We start from the raw sequence: 19,390 nt of genomic DNA, 5'->3' as shown, positions 1-19,390 counted from the left end.
AGAATCCATCGGCCCGCTTCAAAGGAACCTCACATGACTGCCGTGCACGGCGAACTCTTCCCGACCCCCCTGATGGCGCAGATCAAGAGCCGCTTCCACTACGTCGACCACGACATGAACGGCCGCGAGCGCCTGTTCTTCGACAACGCGGGCGGCTCGTTCCGGCTCAAGGCCGCCGTGGAGCAGGCGGGGCGCATCGATGCGCTGCCCGATTGCCCCGAGCGCATCCACGAGCTCGCGCGCTACCTGCAGGACGTGCAGGCGAAGGGCAGCCAGGACTTCCGGACGATGCTCAATGCGCAAGGCGGCAGCGTCTATGCCTCGCTGACCGCCTCGGGCGCGATGTTCGACATGGTGCGCGCGATCGCCGAGAACGTGCCCGGCACGAACATGGTCACGACGGTGCTCGAGCATCCGTCGTCCTTCGATGCGATGTCGCTCTATGCGGAGCGGCTCGGCCGCGAACTGCGCGTCGCGCCCTCGAACCCCGTGACCGGCGGCGTCGACGTCGAGGCGATCGTCGGCCTGGTCGACCAGGACACCGCGCTGCTCAGCGTGATCTACGCATCGAACATCTCGGGCGCGAAGCTCGACATCGCATCGATCGTGAAGCGCGCGCGCGAGGTCAAGCCGGACCTCTACATCGTCGTCGACGCGGTGCAGCATGCGCCGCACGGGCTGATCGACCTCGAGAAGACGCCGATCGACGGCATCAACGTCGCGCCCTACAAGTTCTTCGGCTGCCGCGGCTCGGGCATGTCCTGGCTCTCGGAGCGGGCCTCGGTGCTCCCGCATCACAAGCTCGCGGGCAAGAGCCGGGACTTCTGGGATCTCGGCAGCGCCGCGCCGTGGCAGTTCGCGGTGATCTCCGAGATCACCGACTACGTCTCCTGGCTCGGCAGCCAGTTCAGCGGGGCGAGCGCCCGGCGGACCCTGTTCGCACGCGGCATCGAGCGCATCGAGTTGCACGAGCGCGCCCTGCTGACGCGCCTGCTGCACGGCAGCGACGAGGCGCCGGGACTGCGCGCGATCGAGGGCGTCCAGGTGTTCCTCGACCATGACGACCTGAGCCGGCGCGACCTGATCCTCGCGATCGGCATCGACGGCCTGGAGCATGCGCAGGCGGTGCGCGAGTACGAGAAGCGCGGCGTGATCGTCTACGAGCGCGTCGCGACCAGCCTCTACTCGAAGCGCATGCTGCAGTCGTTCGGCCTCGAGGGCGCGATCCGCGTCTCGCCGCTGCACTGCCACTCGGCCGCCGACATCGACCGCTTCCTGCGCATCACGGGCGAGATGGCCGCGCAGGTCGCGGCCGGGCTGATCAGGGCAGATTGAAGCTGAGCGGCGGCACCGGCGCGTTGGTGTCGATCGCCGTGCTCTGCACACTGCCGTTGGAGTTCGCCTGCATGGTGTACAGGCCGGCGACCGCCGAGTCGGCCGTGAAGCCGAACGAGGACGCATTGGCCGCGAACGGCGCGCGCACCGGTGCGCCGATGGGCAGATTCAAGCTGAATGCACCGCTCGTCGCATCCACCGGGGGCGACGCCACCTCGATGCCCGGCCCGCCGCTGAGGTTCTGCAACGCGCGCACCGTCGCGCTGGCCGGGCTCACCGTTCCGCTGACCGCGCGCATGAGCGTGCCCGGCGGGTTGATCCGCACGCTGTCGCTGCCGACGCTGGTGACTGCGGTCGCGCTGACCGGCACGCCCATGACGACCGCGGTGGCGTGATCCGCCGAGGTCACCACCAGGTCGTAGTTGCCGACCGGAACCGGGAACAGAACGAAGCGGCCGCCGCCGTCCGGGATGCTGGCCTTGACCGGCTGGCTTTGCGACTGCAGCGAAATGAAGGTGGTGCCGGCCGCCAGCGACGGATCGACCCAGCCCTGGATCCGCTGGCCGCCGCTGTTGACGACCGGCACCACGGTGATCACCGGCTTGAGGTTGTAGTGGCCGGAGTTGCCGCGCTTCACCACGGACTTGCAGGCGTCGAAGTCCATCACCACATCCAGCACCTGGCCGGCCGGCACGTCGACGTTCATGTTGAGCTTCAGGCCGCTTTGCTGGGCGCTCGGGGTGTCCAGCGGCGTCTCGCTGCCACCGGTGGGCTTGACCGAGTTCGCCAGCGGATTGGCTTGCGTGTTGTCCACCAGGACCAGGCGCATCTGCTGGTACTTGCCGGCCGGAAGCGGCGCTTCGCCGAGCGGAAAGAGCACGCCGTTGGTCAGCGTGAGCAGGTCCACGCGCTGCGGACTGGCCAGCGCAATGTCCACCCAGCCGCTGGCGGTGTCCGCGGCGTCGCTGCTCTGGTTCACGCGCACCTTGTCGATCGTGACGTTGACCGCGTCGTAGCCGCAGGCCGGGGCGTCCGTCATTGAGACGCGCATGGTGCCCTTGTCCGCGCTCGCGCCGGTCCCTCCGATGCCGCCGCCCGCGAAGCCCCCGCCGCCGCCGCCACACGCCGCGAGGAGCAGGGAACACGAGGCAACGCCCGCGGCCAGGAATCTTTGAATCTTCATCGTGTTTCTCCTTGGGATGAAGGAGCCTCCGGCTCCTCGAAGTAGTAAATGCCCAGGCCGATGCGCATGCGTGGCGTGCCGGCGCAATCGTCGTCCTTGCCTGCAGTGGCCACCCTGTCGCGCACCTGCAGCCAGCGATCCATCCGCTCCAGGAGCGACTGCGCCTGGGTGGCGCTGAGCTTGCGAAAGGCCGGCAGGTCGCTGCGCGGGATGGCGTCGTACATCACCTTGCGCTGGAAGCGCGGGTCGCCGGCGCCGTGCTGGATGTTGTGGTCGATCGTGGCGATGAGCGCCGCCACGTCCTGGCCCAGGATGCCCAGCTTGTCGGATTCGCTGCCGGCCGGCACGTAGGCGCGGGCATGCAGTTGCACATGCTGGTCGTCATGCCAGTGCACGGCACCCACCCGATGCAACTCGTCGAGCACCGCGCGTGCCGGCATGTCGCCGCTGTGGCGCCGCACCAGTTCGGCGAAGCCCCGGGGGCCGTCCATCGGCAGTGCGCGCGGTTCGCCGGCATCGTCGAGGAAGTCGGGGTCGCGTACCCATCCGGTGAGCACGCGGGCGGCACGGTTGTAGCGCTCGCCGCCACTTTCCACCGATTCGCGTGCGGGCAGCGAAAGCAGCCGCCGCACCTCCTTGCGGGTGAGTCCCGAGAGGATGGAGGCGCGCGAGATGGTCGACTTCTTGCCGTCGATGGCGAAGTCCTTCATGGCCACCTCGACATAGGCGCGCCGTGCCAGCTCGTCGAAGGCGGAATAGGACATGGAATGACGCAGCAGCACCCGGAACAGGGCGCGCAGCACATTCGTGACCGCGGCTTCCAGGGCCTGATGCATCTTCGAGCGGGCGTCCATTTTGGGAAATTTATCCCAAAAATACGACAAATCCAAGACGCAAGCAGCGCCGCTCGGCTAACCCGGTTCCACCGAGCGCAGGTCCAGCATCCGCACTTGCTGCACCTCCCCCACCCGCGCCCGCAGCTGTCCGCAGCCGCCATCCACGTCCTGCCCCGCCGAGTAGCGCAGCTTCGTGAGGATGCCCCGCTCGTGCAGCGTGCGGGCGATCTGCCTGCAGCGCTCGAACGACGGGCGGTTGAAGCCGGTGCCGTCGACCGTGTTGAAGGGGATCATGTTCAGCACGCCGTACTTGCCCGAGAGCAGCCGCACGATGCCTTCGATCTCGTCCTCGCCGTCGTTGATGCCTTCGAGCAGCGTCCACTGGTACTGGATCGGGTAGCCGGTGGCGCGCGCATAGCGTTCGCATTCGGCCACCAGTTCCTCGGGCGCCAGGTTCGGCGCGCGCGGCAGGAGCTTGCGGCGCAGCTCGGCGCGGGTCGTGTGCAGCGACAGCGCGAGCGCCGGTTTCACGCGGCCCTCTTGCAGCCGCTCGAAGGCGCGCGGGTCGCCCACGGTGGAGAACACGAGGTTCTTGTGGCCGATGTCGCCCGCGGTGCCGAGCAGGTCGATCGCTTCGATCACGTTGTCGAGGTTGTGCGCCGGTTCGCCCATGCCCATGAAGACCACCTTGCGCACCGGACGGCGCTGGCGCGCGAGCGCGACCTGGGCCACGATCTCGGCGCTGCCGAGCTTGCGCAGCAGGCCGTCCCGGCCGGTCATGCAGAAGCGGCAGCCGACCGCGCAGCCGACCTGCGACGAGACGCACAGGCCGCCGCGCGGCAGCAGCACGCTTTCCACCGTCTGGCCGTCCGCGAGGGCGACCAGCAGGCGCTCCGAACCATCGCTGCCGGGGTGCACCGAGTGGATGCGCGCCAGCGCCGCCAGATCGGCTTCGATGCCGGGCAGGGCAGCGAGCAGCGACGACGGAAAGAAGCTCTCGGGCAGGCGCCGGCCGCTGTTGCGCGGCAGCGCATGGGACCACAGGCGCAGCACCCGGTGCTCGTGGAGTGGGCCCGCGCCGGCTTCGTGGAGCCGGCGCCTGAGTTCGTGGATTCGCATGAGGGGCGATATTGTGCCTACGCCGTACAGCGTCACTGGATCACCCTGTCCGCCCGCGTCAGCACCGAGCGCGGAATCACGTAGCCCAGCCGTTTCGCCGTGTTCAGGTTGATCAGCAGCTCGAACTTCGTCGGCTGCTCGATCGGCAGGTCGGCCGGCTTCGCGCCCTTGAGGATGCGCACCACGTAGCGCGCGCCGTCCTTGCCCTCGTTGCCATAGCCGGGGCCGTAGGCCATCAGGCAGCCGTTCTCGGCATAGTCGCCGCGTGCGCAGATCGACGGCAGCTTGTTCTCGATCGCGAGATCCGCGATCAGCTTCTGGTTGGAATTGGCGACCGGATTCAGCGTCACCCACACCGCGTGGCTGCCCGCCTGGACCGCCTGCCTGAATGCTTCGGCGTAGCTCTGCGCGCTGCTCGCCTCCATCGAGTAGAGCTCCAGTCCGAGTTGCCGCGCCGGCTGCTGGCTGGCTTCCCATTGCGGAATGGAGCCGGGCGCCTTCGGGTCCCACAGCACCGCGACGCGCACCATCTTCGGATTCGTCTCCTTCAGGATCTCCAGCCGCTTGCCGGTGAGGATCGCCGCCACGTTGGTGATGCCGGTCGCATTGCCGCCGGGGCGCGCGAGGCTTTCGGCGAGGCCGGCGCTGATCGGGTCCGTCACGCCCATGAAGACGATCGGCACGGTCGATGTCGTCTTCTTCGCCGCCTGCGCCGCGTTGGTGGTCACGGCCACCAGCACGTCGATGTTCATGGCCACGAGGTCCGCGGCGTGCTGGGGGAGCCGGCCGAGGTCCTCGCTCTCGTGGCGGTAGTCGATCTGGAGGTTCTGCCCTTCGACATAGCCGAGGTCGCGCAGGCCCTGCCGGAAGGCCGCCAGGCGCGGTGCGTCGGCGACGGCGGAGACGGCCGCGAGGTAGCCGATGCGCACCGTCTTCTTCGCCGGCTGCTGCGCCGGCGATGAGGCTCCGGCCGCCAGCAGCGCGGCGCAGAGCAGGAACCGCAGGAACTTGCCGGGCATCGCGTCTCCTCGGGTGGCCAGCGTGCTTCGAACGGGGATTTTGCGCCGCTTCGGCCGCCTTGCCTGTGCCACTTCCGCGCTGCCGGGCGGCCATGCATCGGCCAATCGGCGTAGCGGCGCGGTCTTCCCTCGGCGCGGGCGGCGATGTCCAATGGCAGGGCCATGACGCCCCCGGACTCGTCTCCCAGCTCGCTTTCGGGCGAGCCAGCGTCGACGGCCGACGGCAGCGGCCGTCGCTTCACGGTCTTCTCGCAGGCCACGCGGGAAGTGCATCGCGGGCGGCTGTTTCGCAAGTACTTCCTGCTGATCCTCTCGCTGGTCACCGCCGTGCTGCTGGTGTCGAGCGCGATCAGCCTCTACTTCTCCTACCAGGAGAACAAGGCGGCGCTCGCCAGCCTGCAGCACGAGAAGGCGCTCGGCGCGGCGTCGCGCATCGAGCAGTACGTGGAGCACATGACGCAGCAGCTCGCCTATGCGTCGCTCGCGCAGCTCGATGCCTCGGACCTGGAATCGCGCCGCACCGAGTTCTGGCGCCTGCTGCGGCAGGCCCCGGAAGTGACCGACATCGCGCAGATCGGCCGCGACGGCCGCGAGCAGATCGCGGTGTCGCGCCTGGGCATGGACGTGATGGGCTCGGGCAAGGATCGCTCGCGCGAGGCCGCCTTCCGCCACGCGGCTGCGGACTCGGCATGGTTCGGCCCGGTCTACTTCAACCGCGACACCGAGCCCTACATGACGGTCGCGGTCCGCGCCGGCGGCGAGAAGGGCCCGGTGACGGTGGCGGAGCTCAACCTCAAGTTCATCTGGGACGTGGTCTCGCGCATCCAGATCGGCGAGAAAGGCAAGGCCTACGTGCTCGACAGCAACGGGCTGCTCATCGCGGACCCGGACATCGGCCTCGTGCTGCGCAAGACCAGCTTCGCCGCGCTGCCGCACGTGCAGGCGGCGGATGCCGATGCGGGCGCGCTCGAAGGCGATGCGATGGTGTCGCGCGACCTGCAGGGCAGGGCGGTGCTGACCTCGATGGCGCGCATCAAGCCGCTGGGCTGGAAGGTGTTCGTCGAGCAACCCATCGGCGAGGTCTACGCCAAGCTCGATGCCTCGTTCCTGCGCGCCGCGGTGCTGCTGCTCGCTGGGCTGCTGATCTCGGCCGTGGCGGCCTCGGTGCTCGCGCGCAGCATGGTGCGGCCGATCCGCACCTTGGCGCGCGGCGCGCGGCACATCGGGCAGGGCGATCTCAACCAGCAGATCGTGGTCAATACCGGCGACGAGCTCGAAGGGCTCGCGGACCAGTTCAATCGCATGTCCGCCAAGCTGCGCGAGTACTACGGCGGGCTGGAGCGCAAGGTCGAGCGCCGCACCGCCGAGCTCAGCGCGGCGCTCGAACACCAGACCGCGACGGCGGAAATCCTGCGCGTCATCAGCCGCTCGCCGACCGACCTGCGGCCGGTGCTGCAGGCGGTGGCCGAGCGCTCGGCGATGCTGTGCAAGGCCTACGGGTGCCGTGTCTGGCTGCCCGAGGACGATCACCTGCGCTCGGTGACCGGCTACCTCGGCGCGAACGGCGACGTGATTTCCGGCCTCGACGAGGTGGTGCGGCTCACGCGCGGCTCGGTGGTGGGGCGCGCCTTCATCGACCGCCACACGGTGCACGTGGAGGACGTGGTGGGCCTGCTCGACACCGAATACCCCGACTCGCGCGAGCCGCAGTCGCGCCATGGCTTCCGCACCGTGCTGGGCGTGCCGATGATCCGCGAGGGCACATCGGTCGGCGTCATCGCGGTCATCCGCCAGGAAGTGCGGCCGTTCTCCGCTGGCGAGGTCCGGCTGGTCGAGACCTTCGCCGACCAGGCGGTGATCGCGATCCAGAATGCGCGGCTGTTCCAGGAGATCGAGGACAAGAGCCACCAGGTCGAAGTCGCCAACCAGCACAAGTCGGAGTTTCTTGCGAACATGTCGCACGAACTGCGCACGCCGCTCAACGCGATCATCGGTTTTTCCGAAGTGCTGGTGGAGCGCATGTTCGGCGAGGTCAACGAGAAGCAGATGGAATACCTGCGCGACATCCACTCGTCGGGCCAGCACCTGCTGACGCTCATCAACGACGTGCTCGACCTGTCGAAGATCGAGGCCGGCCGCATGGAGCTCGACCTGAGCAGCTTCGATCTCGGCCTCCTGATCGAGAACGCGCTCACGCTGGTGCGCGAACGTGCGCAGCGCAACGGGCTCGCGCTCTCGCTGGAGGTCGGCGAGGGGCTCCGGGAGTGGGTCGCCGATGCGCGCAAGGTCAAGCAGATCATGGTCAACCTGCTTGCCAACGCGGTGAAGTTCACGCCATCGGGCGGGCAGGTGCGGGTGACGGCGCGGCGCATCGAATCCGCCGGCCAGCCCGCGGCCGAGGTCTGCGTGGCCGACACCGGCGTGGGCATCGCGCCCGAAGACCATGCGCTGATCTTCGAAGAGTTCAGGCAGGTCGGCGGCGACTACCTGCGCAAGGCCGAAGGCACGGGGCTCGGGCTCTCGCTCGCGCGGCGCTTCGCGCAACTGCATGGCGGCACGCTGGCGGTCGAGAGCCGGTTGGGCGAGGGCGCCACGTTCACACTGGTACTGCCTCTGAAGCACATGGAGGCCCTCGAATGGAATGAAGGGCGCCAGACATGAATCCGCACATCCTCGTCGTGGACGACGTACCCAGCAACGTCAAGCTCTTGACCGACATCCTCACCGCGCGCGGCTACCGCACGACCACCGCGACATCCGGAGAACAGGCGATGGCGAGCCTCGCGGCCGACCCGCCGGACCTGGTGCTGCTCGACGTGATGATGCCGGGCATGAACGGCTACGACGTGTGCCGCGCGATCCGGGCCGATCCCCATTTCGCGGTGCTGCCGGTGGTGCTGGTCACCGCGCTCGACCCGGAGCGCGAGCGCGTCAACGGGCTGAACGCGGGCGCGGACGATTTCCTCTCCAAGCCGATCCACCAGGCCGAGCTGATGGCGCGCGTGCGATCGCTCTTGCGCGTGAAGTCGCTCTACGACGAGGTGCAGCGCCAGCGCACCGAGCTGCAGGCCTGGAACACCACGCTCGAACAGCGCGTCGCCGAAAGCGTGCAGCAGCTCGAACGGGTGGGCCGGCTCAAGCGCTTCTTCTCGCCGCAGCTCGCGGAGGCGATCCTTGCCGGCGGCGCGGACGATCCGCTCAGGAGCCACCGGCGCGAGATCACCGTGGTGTTCCTCGATCTGCGCGGCTTCACCGCCTTCACCGAAACCGCCGACCCCGAGGAAGTGATGGCGGTGCTCGCGCAATACCACGCGGCGATGGGCCGGCTCGTGGTCGAGCACCAGGGCACGCTGGAGCGCTTCTCGGGCGACGGCATGATGATCTTCTTCAACGACCCGCAGCCGGTGCCCGATGCGCCGGTGCGCGCCCTGCGCATGGCGGTGCGGATGCAGCGCGAGATGGCGGCGCTGCGCAGCCAGTGGAGCCGCCGGGGCTACGACCTGCACATGGGCGTCGGCATCGCGCAGGGCTTCGCGACGCTCGGCGGCATCGGCTTCGACGGCCGCATCGACTACGGCGCGATCGGCACCGTGACCAATCTCGCGGCACGCCTGTGCGGCGAGGCGGCGGGCGGCGAGATCCTGATCTCGCAGCGCGTGCGGGGCGCGCTGCAGGACATCGCGCCCGACGGCGAATGGCGCTTCGAGGAGGCCGGCGAGCTGGAACTCAAGGGCTTCCAGCGCAAGGTGCCGGCCTGGCGGGTGGTGCCGATCACGGGCTGAGTTGCTTCGCGGCCATCGCGAGGAGTTCGGGCGCGCGGGCCGTGGCTTGCGCCGCCCGCGCGGCGATGGCGGCGAGCCTGTCCTTGACTTCGGGCGTGATTTCCACGCCCCTGAGGATCACGGCCTGCGCGTTGAGCCGGCACTTCGACAGCCAGGCCATGAGCTCCGGCTGCTGCCGCCACTGCGCGGCGTTGGCGAGCGTTTCCACCCACATGGTGACGAAATCGGCGGGCCGCTCCGGTCCGCGCACGGGCTTGCACAGGGCGTTCTGCTCCGCGGTGCCGGCGGTGTGCGCCTCGACCCAGGCGATCACGCTCGCGCTCATCAGCGGCTGGCAGAAGCGCAGCATCAGGAGGTTGATGGCGCCCGGCTCGAAGATCGGCAGGTCCGGCAACGGCTGGATCGCCGAGGCCGAGCAGTCGATGTAGAGCGTATCGCGATCCGACGCGAGCTCGCCGCGTTCGAGCACCATGCGTGAAGGCGCGATGCTCCGCACGCGGCCGAGCCGCACGATGCCGCCGGCCTCGCCGATGCGCCGCAGTTGCGCGAGTTCGCCGCGCGAGACCACGGCGCAGCGGTAGGTCGCGGGCTGCACCTCGGGGTCGATGCGCATCAGGGCGCCGCTTTCCTCGAGGCGGCGGAACAGGTCCGCCAGATCGGTGGCCTCGCACAGCGCGTCGAGCTGCGCCATCGAGAACGCGAAGTTGCTGCGCCAGCCGTCGGGGCCGGGCTGCAGGTTGGCGCGGTCCATCATCCAGGGGTCGCGCGGCACGATCCAGCGGATGCGCTCGTGCGGCACGCCGTTCTCCAGCAGCCAGATGCAGGCGTCCATGCCGGTCTTGCGCGCGCCGACGACGGTGTAGTTCGCCCAGGTGCGCTCGACGGCGGGCAGCCCGTTGAGCGGGATGCAGGTCACGCCCGGCGTCAACGCGTACTTCGGCGGATGGGTGGAGGGTACTTCGACGCGCGCGTGCGTCGCGTTCACCAGCTTGCGGCGCACCTTCACCGTGTGCGCCTCGCCGGCCATGAGGGAGCGCACGCGATGCACGCCATCCTCCGCGCCCAGCCATTCGCATTTCGGAAGCCACTGCACGCGCCCGCCGGAAAGAAAGCGGTGCTTCATCACGTGCTCGAAATGCGCGAGCACCTCCGGGCCCGAGGCCAGGCTCCACATGCCGGCGTTGAGGCCGGTGGTTTCGCGGTGCCAGTCGCTCAGCTCGTACGACGCGACGCCGTACCACGCGGCGGGTTGATGCAGGCGCACGAAGGAGTAGGCGTCGTTCCATTGGCCGCCGGGGCGGTGGTGGCGGTCGACCATGACGAACTGCGCCGCGGGTTCCTCGGTGAGCAGCGTGTCGACGAATGCCATCGCGCTGCCGCCGGTGCCGATCACGAGGTAGTCGGTCTCGATTGCTGCCATGGCGCGCTCCTGTCGAGCAAGGGAGCGGGGAAGTATGGGCGGCGCGTGGCGGACCCGGAATGTGAACAAACTCACGGCATTAGTTGATACAAATGAATTACATTTGCTACCGTTTTAAAACGAATTGCTTCCTTCACGGCCATGAACAAGACCTTTCGTACGCTCTGGAATCCTTCGCTTTCCACCTGGGTCGCCGCACCCGAAACCGCGCGCGGCCCGGCGCGCACGCGCAGCGTGGGCGGTGCCTGTGCCGCGGCTGTCGCGGTGATCGGACTCTGGGCCGGGCCGGTTCTTGCCGCAGGTGGCGCGGGCGGGCAGCCGGACTCCACGTACTACGCCGGCAGCGGCGGGAGCAACGGGCAGGGCGGTGGGGGCGCGCTGAACGACTCCGGTTCGCAAGCCCACGGCGGCGCGGGCGGTTCGGCCAACGAATCGACCTCCACGGCGGGCGCCAACGCGGACATCGGCGGCTTCTTCGGCGCGATCGCAGGCGCTGGCGGTGCGGCGGGCACCTCCCCCGGTCAAAGCGGCGCGGCGGGCGAGAGCCCGGGCGTGGCCAATGCCTATGGCGGCGGGGGCGGTGCAGGTTTCGTCGGCTATGCGCTACCGAGCGGCATCCCTTCCTTCTCCGGGGTGGTCGCGGGCGGCAGTGGCGGAAACGGTGGCGATGGCGACTGGGCCGCAGGTGGAGGGGGGGCCGGAGGCTATGGCATCACGCTCTTTTCACCGCTGTCCGCGTGGACACTCGACGGATCGATCCGTGGCGGTGCAGGCGGCAAGGGCGGGGACGCCTGGTCGCAGGCCGGCGGCGGTGGCAGCGGCGGCGGCGGACTGTTCGTGAGCATCGGCGGCGCGGCAGCCCCGCTCACCAACAGCGCTTCGATTGTTGGCGGCGCCGGTGGTGCGGGCGGTTCGGAGTTTCCGGTCGGTGCGCACAGCAACGCCTCGGGCGGTGGCGGTGGTGAAGGCGGATTCGGCGTGGTTTTCGCCGGAAATCGCGGGACCTTGAGCAACAACGGCGTGATCTCGGGCGGCGCCGGTGGCGCGGGTGGTGCCGGAGGCGGCGAACGGACCAACGGTACCGGCGCGCCGGGCGGCGGCGGTGACGGCGGTGTCGGCCTGTGGTCGCAAGGGGCGGGTTTGACCGTCACCAACGCCGGACTCATCACCGGCGGCAATGGCGGCGTCGGCGGCACCAACAGCAACGGCGGCGCCAGCGGTGCGAACGGCGCCGGCGGTGCGGGCGTCCTCGGCGTCAACGTCGACATCACCAACAGCAGCGGCGGCACGATCTCGGGCGGCCTCGGCGGCGACGGCACGACGCGGGCAGACGCGGTGCACTTCACCGGCGGCACCAATTCGCTCACGCTCGGCGGCGGTTCACTCGTCGGGGCGGTGGCGATCGATGGTGCCGCAACAGCGACGATCCGCGCCGGCGGCGCCAACCAGAGCGCGAGCAGCGCGCTGATCCTCGGCGGCGCCGGCACCTTCGACACCAACGGCAACGACATGACGTGGTCGGGGGCGATCTCCGGCGGCGCCGGGTTGACCAAGACCGGCAGCGGCGCGCTCACGCTCGGCGGCGACAACACCTACAGCGGCGGCACCGCGCTCAAGCAGGGGCGCCTGAACGTCGGCAGCAACACCGCCCTCGGCACCGGCGAGCTCGCGATGGACGATGGCACCACGCTCGGCTTCGCGGCCAACGGCCTCACGATCGGCAATGCGATCCGGCTGACCGGCACGCAGGACCCGGTCATCGACACCGGCGCGTTCAACGCGACGGTGGCCGGCGCGATCACCGGCGCCGGCTTCCTCACCAAGGAAGGCACGGGCGCGCTGACGCTCACCGGCGCCAACAGCTACACCGGCGCGACCAACGTGGCGGCAGGCACGCTGCGCGCGGGCGCGGCCAACACCTTCAGCGCGGCGTCGGCGTACACCGTCGCGGCCGGCGCGACGCTGGACCTCGCGGGCTTCAGCCAGACGCTGCAGTCCGTCGCCAACGCGGGCACGGTGTCGCTGGTCGGCGCCGCGCCGGGCACGACGCTGACCGTCACCGGCCCCTGGGTCGGCAACGGCGGCACGCTGCGCGTGGGCACCACGCTCGGCACCGACGGCAGCGCCACCGACCGGCTGGTGCTGCGCGGCGCCACCGCCATCGCCAGCGGCACCACCGGCGTGCTCGTGACCAACCTGGGCGGCCTCGGCGGTCAGACCACGGGCAACGGCATCGAGATCATCGGCACGGAAAACGGCGGCAGCATCCAGTCCGGCGCGTTCGCGCTGGCCGCGCCGGTCGCGGCCGGCGCCTACCAGTACCGGCTGGACACGACGGGCACGGCGGCCTATCTGAGCAACACGATCACCGTGGTGCCGCCCACCGCTGCGCAGGCGCCCACTTCGACTGCAACGTCGACCGCACAGGCTGTCTCGGTCTCCACGCCGGCAGCGGTCGTGGTTCCCCTGTACCGCGCCGAGGTGCCGCTCTTCGCCGCGCTGCCGGCGCAGCTGCGCCAGGCCGACGCCGCGATGCTCGGCAACATGCACCAGCGCATCGGCGACACCGACGTGGTCGCCGGCGGCGCGACGCAGCCGCCGGCCGCTGGCCAGCGCCGCGCCTGGGGCCGCGTCATCAGCACCGACATGGACATCCGCCAGGAAGGCACCGTGAGTCCTTCGAGCGATGGCCGGCTCAACGGCTTCCAGGCCGGCACCGACCTCTGGGCCGATGGCCGCTGGCGCGCGGGCGTCTATGCCGGCCAGCTCGACGGCAACGTGGACGTGACCGGCTTCGCCAGTGGCATCGGCAACCTGGCCGTGGGCCACAACGACCTGCGCAGCCAGTACCTGGGCGTGTACGGCACGTACATGAGCGAGGCCGGCTTCTACGCCGATGCCGTCCTGCAGGGATCGCGCCACCGCTACACGGTGAATCCGGTGTCGGCGCTTTCGGTGGACGGCAAGGGCAGCGGCTTCCTCGCCTCGCTCGAAGTGGGGCAGGCCTTCGCGATCGCGCCGGGATGGGCCATCGAGCCGCAGTTGCAGGTCGCGCACCGGCAACTGAGCCTGGACGACACGGTGATCTCCGGCGCGCTGGTGCACAACGACGGCGAGAACGGCTGGCTCCTGCGCGCCGGCGTGCGCGTCAAGGGCGAGATCGCCACCGGCGCGGGCATGCTGCAGCCGTATGCGCGCGTGAACGTCTACCACGCCGCGAGCGGCACCGACGTGGCCCGCTTCATCGGCCCCGCCGCCTTCACCGACATCAGCTCGCGCACCGGCTACACCACCACCGAGGTGGCGCTGGGCGCGACGCTGCAGCTCAGCGCCGCGACGAGCGTGTACGGCGAGGTGGGCCAGCTCTTCGATTCCGGCGGCGACCAGCGGCTCAAGAGCGGCGTCCAGGGCTCGGTCGGGTTGCGCGTCAACTGGTAGGCGCGCCGGCCTCGCGCCGCTATCGCCCCATGTACCGGTCGTAGCTGCGCGAGACCCGGTCGATCAGCGCCGGGTCGCGCGCACCGCTGGCATCGAACTGCACGCGCACGCTGCCGTCGGCCTGCTGGCGCACGCTGGCCGTCACGGTCGCGTTGCCCTGGGTGCCGACGATGGTGCCGCTGGCGCGGTCTTCGGTGCGGATCGCGAGTCCCTGCTCGCGCATGGCGTTGCCGGCGGCGCTGAACGAGCGCTCGAAGCTCGCGGGGACCGGCGCGGGATACGCGACCGGCGGGTAGTAGCAACCCGACACCGACATCGAGAGGGCGCAGACCACGGCGCCCTGGATCAACCAGCGATTCATGCGTTGCCTCCAGTCAGAACAAGAGCCACATCCGTCGCGCAGTGTAGGGCCGGCAGGAAAAAAACGGGTCCCGAAGGACCCGTTGAAACTGCGTCGCCAGCAGCGACCAGGAGACACGAAGAAATCCGCATACCCATGCCGCATTTCTTGCGCTTGTGAGTCAATCCTCGACGAACGCTTCCTCGCGCTTGGACTTCACTGCAGGCAGCAGCACGATCACCAGCAACAAGCACGCGGCGAGCAGCAGGCCGGCCGACAGCGGCCGCGTGACGAAGACGGCCCAGCTGCCGCGCGACAGCAGCAGCGCGCGGCGCAGGTTCTCTTCCATCATCGGGCCCAGGATGAAGCCCAGCAGCAGCGGCGCAGGTTCGCAGCCAAGCTTGAGGAACAGGTAGCCGATGAAACCGAAGGCCGCGACCATCCAGACGTCGAAGGTGTTGTTGTTGGTCGAGTAGACGCCGATGGCGCAGAACAGCACGATGGCCGGGAACAGGAACTTGTAGGGCACCGTCAGCAGCTTGATCCACATGCCGATCAGCGGCAGGTTCAGGATGATCAGCATCGCGTTGCCGATCCACATCGAGGCGATCAGGCCCCAGAAGAGTTCGGGGTTGCTGCTCATCACCTGCGGACCGGGCTGGATGTTGTGGATGGTCATCGCACCCACCATCAGCGCCATCACCGCGTTCGGCGGAATGCCCAGCGTCAAGAGCGGGATGAACGAGGTCTGCGCGCCGGCGTTGTTGGCCGATTCGGGCGAGGCGACGCCGCGGATGTTGCCCTTGCCGAAGGCGATTTCGCCGGGCCGCATGCGGATCTTCTTCTCGAGCGCATAGGCCGCGAACGAAGCCAGCAGCGCGCCGCCGCCGGGCAGGATGCCGAGCGCCGAGCCCAGCAGGGTCCCACGCAGCACGGCGGGCGTCATGCGCCTGAAGTCGTCCTTGGTCGGCCACAGGCCGGATACCTTCGCGGTGAAGACCTCGCGTTCCTCGTCCGGTTGCGAGAGGTTGCCGATGATTTCGCCATAGCCGAATACGCCCATCGCGATCACCACGAAGCCGATGCCGTCGGTGAGCTCCGGCACGTCGAAGCTGAAGCGCGCGACGCCCGAGTTCACGTCGGTGCCGACGATGCCCATCAAGAGGCCCAGCACGATCATCGCGACCGCCTTGAGCAGCGAGCCCGAGGCCAGCACCACCGCGCCGATCAGGCCCAGCACCATCAGCGAGAAGTACTCGGCCGGGCCGAACTTGAAGGCCAGCTCGGTCAGCGGCGGCGCGAAGGCAGCCAGGATCAGCGTGCCCACGCAGCCGGCGAAGAACGAGCCCAGACCGGCCGCCGCCAATGCGGGACCCGCGCGGCCCTGGCGCGCCATCTGGTAGCCGTCGATGCAGGTCACCACCGAGGACGACTCGCCCGGCAGGTTGACCAGGATGGCGGTGGTGGAGCCGCCGTACTGCGCGCCGTAGTAGATGCCGGCCAGCATGATCAGCGCCGACACCGGCGGCAGCGCATAGGTGGCGGGCAGCAGCATCGCGATCGTCGCGACCGGCCCGATGCCCGGCAGCACGCCGATCAGCGTGCCCAGGATGCAGCCGATCAGGCAATAGAGCAGGTTGGTCAACGTGAACGCAACGCCGAAGCCGGTCGCAAGGTTCTGGATCAGATCCATGGCGCCCTCCTCAACCCGAGATGAAGGTGGGCCAGACCTGGATCTGCAGCTTCAGCGCCCAGATGAAGGCGATGTAGCTGCCCGCGGCCAGGATCGTTGCCAGGATGAGCACGTCCTTCAGATTGAAGTCTTCTCCGGCGAGGCTCGAAATGATCGTCAACGCGTAGATCGCGATGATCATGCCCATCGCCGGCACGCCGATGCTCGGCAGGCCGCCGAGCAGCACGCCGAAGGCGAGGTTGGCCGCCAGCACGAAGAACAGCGGCTTCCACGCCCACTTGCCGATGGGGTCGCCGTCGACCGTCTCGACCACCAGCGACTGGAACAGCACCGCTGCCCCGAGGATCGCCAGCAGGATCCCCAGCATGAGCGGAAAGTAGCCCGGCCCCATGCGGGCGCCTTCGCCGATGCTGTAGGAGGTGGCGCCGATGGCGAAGGCGCCGCCCGCGGCGATGAACATGAGTCCCGAATAGAAGTCTGCCTGACTCTTGATACGCATGTCTCTTTGTCTCTCGACCCTCGTTGTCATGAAGAACTCGATGAGGGTCATCCCGCTTACCTGACTTTTGGCTGACTTGTTCGGTAGGCACTTCCACCTAGCACCATCGGCAGTGGCGCGTACGCGGATGCAGCGGGCCTTCAGCCCTTGCGGCGCAGCGGTGCGAGCAGGCCCTTGAGGCCGTTGTGGTCGATCTCCTGCATCAGCGCCAGGAGCCGGCCGATCTCTCCCTTGGGGAAGCCTTCGCGCGCGAACCAGTTCAGGTAGTTGCCGGGCAGGTCGGCGATCACGCGGCCCTTGTACTTGCCGAAGGGCATTTCGAGCGTGACGAGCTTTTCGAGGTCTTCGGGCTTCATGGCCGCAGGGCGGGATGGGAGGCCGATGGAGTGGGGTCGTGCATGCCCGGATTCTCTACGGCCGCACGGAGCCTGCTCACTCCCTCGCCGGCCGCTTCGCGATGCCCATCGTCTTCGCGAGGATGCCCAGCATCACCTCGTCCGCGCCGCCGCCGATCGAGGCCAGCCGGCCGTCGCGGTACAGGCGCGAGACGCGGTTCTCCCAGGTGAAGCCCATGCCGCCCCAGAACTGCAGGCAGGTGTCGGCCACCTCGCGCGTGAGGCGGCCGGTCTTGAGCTTGGCCATCGAGGCGAGCTCGGTCACGTCCTGGCCGTCCATGTGCAGCTCGCAGGCGCGGTAGGTGAGGGCGCGCAGCGCCTCGACCTCGGTCTTGAGCTCGGCGAGCTTGAACTGCACCCACTGCTGGTCGGCCAGCGTGCCGCCGAAGAGCTTGCGCTGCTGCGCCCACTCGATGGTCTCGGCGATGCATTCGTCCAGCGGCACCAGCGAACTGGCGGCGCACCACAGGCGCTCTTCCTGGAACTGCTGCATCTGGTAGACGAAGCCCTGGCCCTCCTCGCCGATGCGATAGCGCTGCGGCACGCGCACCTCGTCGAAGTAGATGAGGCCGGTGTCGCTCGAATGCATGCCGATCTTGCGGATCTTCTTCGCCTTCGTGATGCCGGGGCTGTTCATGGGCACCATGACCAGCGACTTGTTGCGGTGCGCCGGGCCGTCGCTCGTGTTGACCAGCATGCACATCCAGTCGGCCTGCAGGCTGTTGGTGATCCACATCTTCTGCCCGGTGATGAGATAGTCGCCGCCGTCCTTGCGCGCATGGCTCTTCAGGCCCGCGACGTCGCTGCCGGCGCCCGGTTCGCTCACGCCGATGCAGCCGACCGTCTCGCCCGCGATGGCGGGCGCGAGGAACTCGCGCCGCAGCGCATCGCTGCCGAAGCGGGCCAGCGCCGGCGTGCACATGTCGGTCTGCACGCCGATCGCCATCGGGATGCCGCCGCAGCTCACGTGGCCGAGCGCCTCGGCCATCGCCATCGCGTAGGAATAGTCGAGCCCCGAGCCGCCGTAGGCCTCGGGCTTGTTCAGCCCCAGCAGTCCGAGCGCCGCGAGCTGGCGGAAGACCTGGTGCGCCGGAAACTGCTCCGCCGCTTCCCATTCGTCGACATGCGGATTGATCTGCTCGTCGATGAAGCGGCGCAGCGTCTTCTGGATCTCGAGATGTTCGTGGGTGTACTGCATGCTGTCTCCGGTCGGTCCGCTCGTGGTGCCTGATCCGGAGACTGTAGGACGCGCCCGGCGCGGGGCGCTTGCGGGAAGTGGCTACAGGCTGTTACGCCGCCTGCCGTTCGCCGCTGCGGGCGCGGGGTGCCTGCAGGCAGCCCAGCCCTTCGAGCGTCGCGCGGACCGCCGCGTCGAGCGGCGTGTGCGGCTCGCTCCCCAGCAGCGCCACCAGCCGCGCATTGCAGAGGCGCACGGGCTTTTGCCACAGGTAGCGCATCTCGCGCAGCTCGCGCAGCATCGGCACGAACGGCGAGGCCAGCATCGCGAGCCGCCATGGAAAACGCCGCACCGGGAGGTCGGGCCGCCCGCTCGCGCGCCGGATCGCGGCCTGCATCTGCGTGCCGTCGGCGTCCCAGTGGCCGGCCATGTGGACGCTCTCGAAGGTCGCGAGCGCATGCTCGCGCTCGACGAGCTGCGCGATGGCCTCGGCCATGTCGGGCAGGTAGGTCCACTGGTGGCCGAGGCCAGGGCGACCCGGATCGCCGATCGAAGCGAGCGGTCGCCCGGCCTTCACGAGCCCCTGCGCGAACCAGTTGCTGTGCGCACGCGGCCCGAAGAAGTCGCCCGCCCGAACCACGAGCGTGCGCACCCCGCGCGTGGCCGATTCGCAGAGGCGTTGCTCCATCCGCACGCGGATCGCCCCCTTGCGCGTGACGGGGTGCTGCGGCGCGCTTTCGTCGATGTCGGGAAAGGCGTCGGGCCCGTAGTTGTAGACGTTGCCCGGCAGAACGATCCGCGCGCCCGTGGCTTCGGCCGCGCGGAGGGTGTTCTCGAGCATCGGCGGCACCAGCGTCTCCCAGTCCCGATAGCCCGGCGGGTTGACCGCATGCACGATCAGCGCGGCGCCGCGCGCGGCGGCAAGCACGCTCGCGGCGTCCATCGCATCGCCCGCGACCCACTCCGGGCGCAGGGTGCCGGCGGGCCATTGCGCGGCTGCCCGGGCCGGGTCGCGGGCCAGCGCCCGCACCTTCCAGCCCCGCCGCAGCAGGGCTGCGGCGGTTTCCCCGCCGATGCCGCCGGTCGCGCCGAGCACCAGTGCCGTACCTCTTTCCATGACTGCTTCCTCTTGAGTTGCGTGATGAAGCGATTCT

15 protein-coding genes are annotated in these 19,390 nt (G+C 69.3%); 4 read left to right on the top strand and 11 right to left on the bottom strand.

Annotated features, from left to right (window positions below; genetic code table 11):
• Positions 1 to 33 precede the first annotated feature (33 nt).
• Positions 34 to 1,335: an aminotransferase class V-fold PLP-dependent enzyme gene (locus tag VAR608DRAFT_RS14240; protein WP_088954647.1), complete on the top strand. Its 1,302-nt coding sequence runs from the start codon at positions 34 to 36 to the stop codon at positions 1,333 to 1,335.
• Here VAR608DRAFT_RS14240 and VAR608DRAFT_RS14235 read toward each other — a convergent pair.
• The 4 genes from VAR608DRAFT_RS14235 to VAR608DRAFT_RS14220 are packed head-to-tail and all read right to left on the bottom strand — an operon-like array spanning position 1,322 to position 5,492.
• A complete protein-coding gene (locus tag VAR608DRAFT_RS14235; RefSeq protein WP_088954646.1) occupies positions 1,322 to 2,518 on the bottom strand; it encodes a DUF4382 domain-containing protein in 1,197 nt (398 codons plus the stop codon). The two genes, VAR608DRAFT_RS14240 and VAR608DRAFT_RS14235, sit on opposite strands and share 14 nt — an antisense overlap.
• The gene (locus VAR608DRAFT_RS14230) at positions 2,515 to 3,372 is read right to left on the bottom strand and encodes a DUF6502 family protein (protein WP_088954645.1); all 858 of its coding nucleotides are present in this window, start codon (positions 3,370 to 3,372) and stop codon (positions 2,515 to 2,517) included. Before VAR608DRAFT_RS14230 ends, VAR608DRAFT_RS14235 begins: the two co-directional genes overlap by 4 nt.
• Before the next feature lie 57 nt (positions 3,373 to 3,429).
• On the bottom strand, positions 3,430 to 4,473 hold the full coding sequence (locus VAR608DRAFT_RS14225; protein ID WP_088954644.1) for an RNA methyltransferase: 1,044 nt from the start codon (positions 4,471 to 4,473) through the stop codon (positions 3,430 to 3,432).
• Positions 4,474 to 4,505: 32 nt separating this feature from the next.
• On the bottom strand, positions 4,506 to 5,492 hold the full coding sequence (locus VAR608DRAFT_RS14220) for an ABC transporter substrate-binding protein (protein WP_157730955.1): 987 nt from the start codon (positions 5,490 to 5,492) through the stop codon (positions 4,506 to 4,508).
• Between the two features lie 162 nt (positions 5,493 to 5,654).
• Here VAR608DRAFT_RS14220 and VAR608DRAFT_RS14215 point away from each other — a divergent pair, with 162 nt between their 5' ends.
• Positions 5,655 to 8,153: a sensor histidine kinase gene (locus tag VAR608DRAFT_RS14215; RefSeq protein WP_172843853.1), complete on the top strand. Its 2,499-nt coding sequence runs from the start codon at positions 5,655 to 5,657 to the stop codon at positions 8,151 to 8,153.
• The gene (locus VAR608DRAFT_RS14210; RefSeq protein WP_088954641.1) at positions 8,150 to 9,274 is read left to right on the top strand and encodes an adenylate/guanylate cyclase domain-containing protein; all 1,125 of its coding nucleotides are present in this window, start codon (positions 8,150 to 8,152) and stop codon (positions 9,272 to 9,274) included. Before VAR608DRAFT_RS14215 ends, VAR608DRAFT_RS14210 begins: the two co-directional genes overlap by 4 nt.
• Here the strand turns inward: VAR608DRAFT_RS14210 and VAR608DRAFT_RS14205 are convergent.
• The gene (locus tag VAR608DRAFT_RS14205; RefSeq protein WP_088954640.1) at positions 9,264 to 10,694 is read right to left on the bottom strand and encodes a hypothetical protein; all 1,431 of its coding nucleotides are present in this window, start codon (positions 10,692 to 10,694) and stop codon (positions 9,264 to 9,266) included. The two genes, VAR608DRAFT_RS14210 and VAR608DRAFT_RS14205, sit on opposite strands and share 11 nt — an antisense overlap.
• Positions 10,695 to 10,835: 141 nt before the next feature.
• On the opposite strand from VAR608DRAFT_RS14205, the gene VAR608DRAFT_RS14200 reads away from it, so the two are divergent.
• Positions 10,836 to 14,132: an autotransporter outer membrane beta-barrel domain-containing protein gene (locus tag VAR608DRAFT_RS14200; RefSeq protein ID WP_088954639.1), complete on the top strand. Its 3,297-nt coding sequence runs from the start codon at positions 10,836 to 10,838 to the stop codon at positions 14,130 to 14,132.
• Between the two features lie 19 nt (positions 14,133 to 14,151).
• Here the strand turns inward: VAR608DRAFT_RS14200 and VAR608DRAFT_RS14195 are convergent, their stop codons facing one another.
• The 6 genes from VAR608DRAFT_RS14195 to VAR608DRAFT_RS14170 all read right to left on the bottom strand — a co-directional run bounded on the left by VAR608DRAFT_RS14195 (position 14,152) and on the right by VAR608DRAFT_RS14170 (position 19,353).
• Positions 14,152 to 14,493 carry a hypothetical protein gene (locus VAR608DRAFT_RS14195; protein WP_088954638.1) on the bottom strand — a complete coding sequence of 114 codons (342 nt, stop codon included), beginning with the start codon at positions 14,491 to 14,493 and terminating at the stop codon, positions 14,152 to 14,154.
• Between the two features lie 160 nt (positions 14,494 to 14,653).
• Positions 14,654 to 16,165 carry a tripartite tricarboxylate transporter permease gene (locus VAR608DRAFT_RS14190; protein WP_088954637.1) on the bottom strand — a complete coding sequence of 504 codons (1,512 nt, stop codon included), beginning with the start codon at positions 16,163 to 16,165 and terminating at the stop codon, positions 14,654 to 14,656.
• Between the two features lie 10 nt (positions 16,166 to 16,175).
• Complete coding sequence (locus tag VAR608DRAFT_RS14185) at positions 16,176 to 16,664, bottom strand: tripartite tricarboxylate transporter TctB family protein (RefSeq protein WP_088954636.1); 489 nt, start codon at positions 16,662 to 16,664, stop codon at positions 16,176 to 16,178.
• A 140-nt stretch (positions 16,665 to 16,804) separates the two neighbouring features.
• The gene (locus VAR608DRAFT_RS14180; protein WP_088954635.1) at positions 16,805 to 17,020 is read right to left on the bottom strand and encodes a DUF3820 family protein; all 216 of its coding nucleotides are present in this window, start codon (positions 17,018 to 17,020) and stop codon (positions 16,805 to 16,807) included.
• 76 nt (positions 17,021 to 17,096) lie between these two features.
• Positions 17,097 to 18,257 (bottom strand): acyl-CoA dehydrogenase family protein, encoded by a 1,161-nt coding sequence (locus tag VAR608DRAFT_RS14175; RefSeq protein ID WP_088954634.1) that lies wholly within the window; start codon positions 18,255 to 18,257, stop codon positions 17,097 to 17,099.
• Positions 18,258 to 18,348: 91 nt separating this feature from the next.
• On the bottom strand, positions 18,349 to 19,353 hold the full coding sequence (locus VAR608DRAFT_RS14170; RefSeq protein WP_088954633.1) for an NAD(P)H-binding protein: 1,005 nt from the start codon (positions 19,351 to 19,353) through the stop codon (positions 18,349 to 18,351).
• Positions 19,354 to 19,390 lie beyond the last annotated feature (37 nt).

The organism is Variovorax sp. HW608 (assembly GCF_900090195.1).
In the GTDB taxonomy this organism is placed as follows: domain Bacteria; phylum Pseudomonadota; class Gammaproteobacteria; order Burkholderiales; family Burkholderiaceae_C; genus Variovorax.
Note: the sequence above shows the minus strand (reverse complement) of the source record. Positions and strands in the feature narration are given on the sequence as shown.

Bases quoted from the DNA above. Each gene is read 5' to 3' on its own strand.
- VAR608DRAFT_RS14200 (WP_088954639.1), top strand. From the start codon at position 10,836: ATGAACAAGACCTTTCGTACGCTCTGGAATCCTTCGCTTTCCACCTGG.
- VAR608DRAFT_RS14240 (WP_088954647.1), top strand. From the start codon at position 34: ATGACTGCCGTGCACGGCGAACTCTTCCCGACCCCCCTGATGGCGCAG.
- VAR608DRAFT_RS14220 (WP_157730955.1), bottom strand. From the start codon at position 5,492: ATGCCCGGCAAGTTCCTGCGGTTCCTGCTCTGCGCCGCGCTGCTGGCG.
- VAR608DRAFT_RS14215 (WP_172843853.1), top strand. From the start codon at position 5,655: ATGACGCCCCCGGACTCGTCTCCCAGCTCGCTTTCGGGCGAGCCAGCG.
- VAR608DRAFT_RS14195 (WP_088954638.1), bottom strand. From the start codon at position 14,493: ATGAATCGCTGGTTGATCCAGGGCGCCGTGGTCTGCGCCCTCTCGATG.
- VAR608DRAFT_RS14170 (WP_088954633.1), bottom strand. From the start codon at position 19,353: ATGGAAAGAGGTACGGCACTGGTGCTCGGCGCGACCGGCGGCATCGGC.
- VAR608DRAFT_RS14225 (WP_088954644.1), bottom strand. From the start codon at position 4,473: ATGCGAATCCACGAACTCAGGCGCCGGCTCCACGAAGCCGGCGCGGGC.
- VAR608DRAFT_RS14180 (WP_088954635.1), bottom strand. From the start codon at position 17,020: ATGAAGCCCGAAGACCTCGAAAAGCTCGTCACGCTCGAAATGCCCTTC.
- VAR608DRAFT_RS14235 (WP_088954646.1), bottom strand. From the start codon at position 2,518: ATGAAGATTCAAAGATTCCTGGCCGCGGGCGTTGCCTCGTGTTCCCTG.
- VAR608DRAFT_RS14190 (WP_088954637.1), bottom strand. From the start codon at position 16,165: ATGGATCTGATCCAGAACCTTGCGACCGGCTTCGGCGTTGCGTTCACG.
- VAR608DRAFT_RS14185 (WP_088954636.1), bottom strand. From the start codon at position 16,664: ATGCGTATCAAGAGTCAGGCAGACTTCTATTCGGGACTCATGTTCATC.
- VAR608DRAFT_RS14205 (WP_088954640.1), bottom strand. From the start codon at position 10,694: ATGGCAGCAATCGAGACCGACTACCTCGTGATCGGCACCGGCGGCAGC.
- VAR608DRAFT_RS14210 (WP_088954641.1), top strand. From the start codon at position 8,150: ATGAATCCGCACATCCTCGTCGTGGACGACGTACCCAGCAACGTCAAG.
- VAR608DRAFT_RS14230 (WP_088954645.1), bottom strand. From the start codon at position 3,372: ATGGACGCCCGCTCGAAGATGCATCAGGCCCTGGAAGCCGCGGTCACG.
- VAR608DRAFT_RS14175 (WP_088954634.1), bottom strand. From the start codon at position 18,257: ATGCAGTACACCCACGAACATCTCGAGATCCAGAAGACGCTGCGCCGC.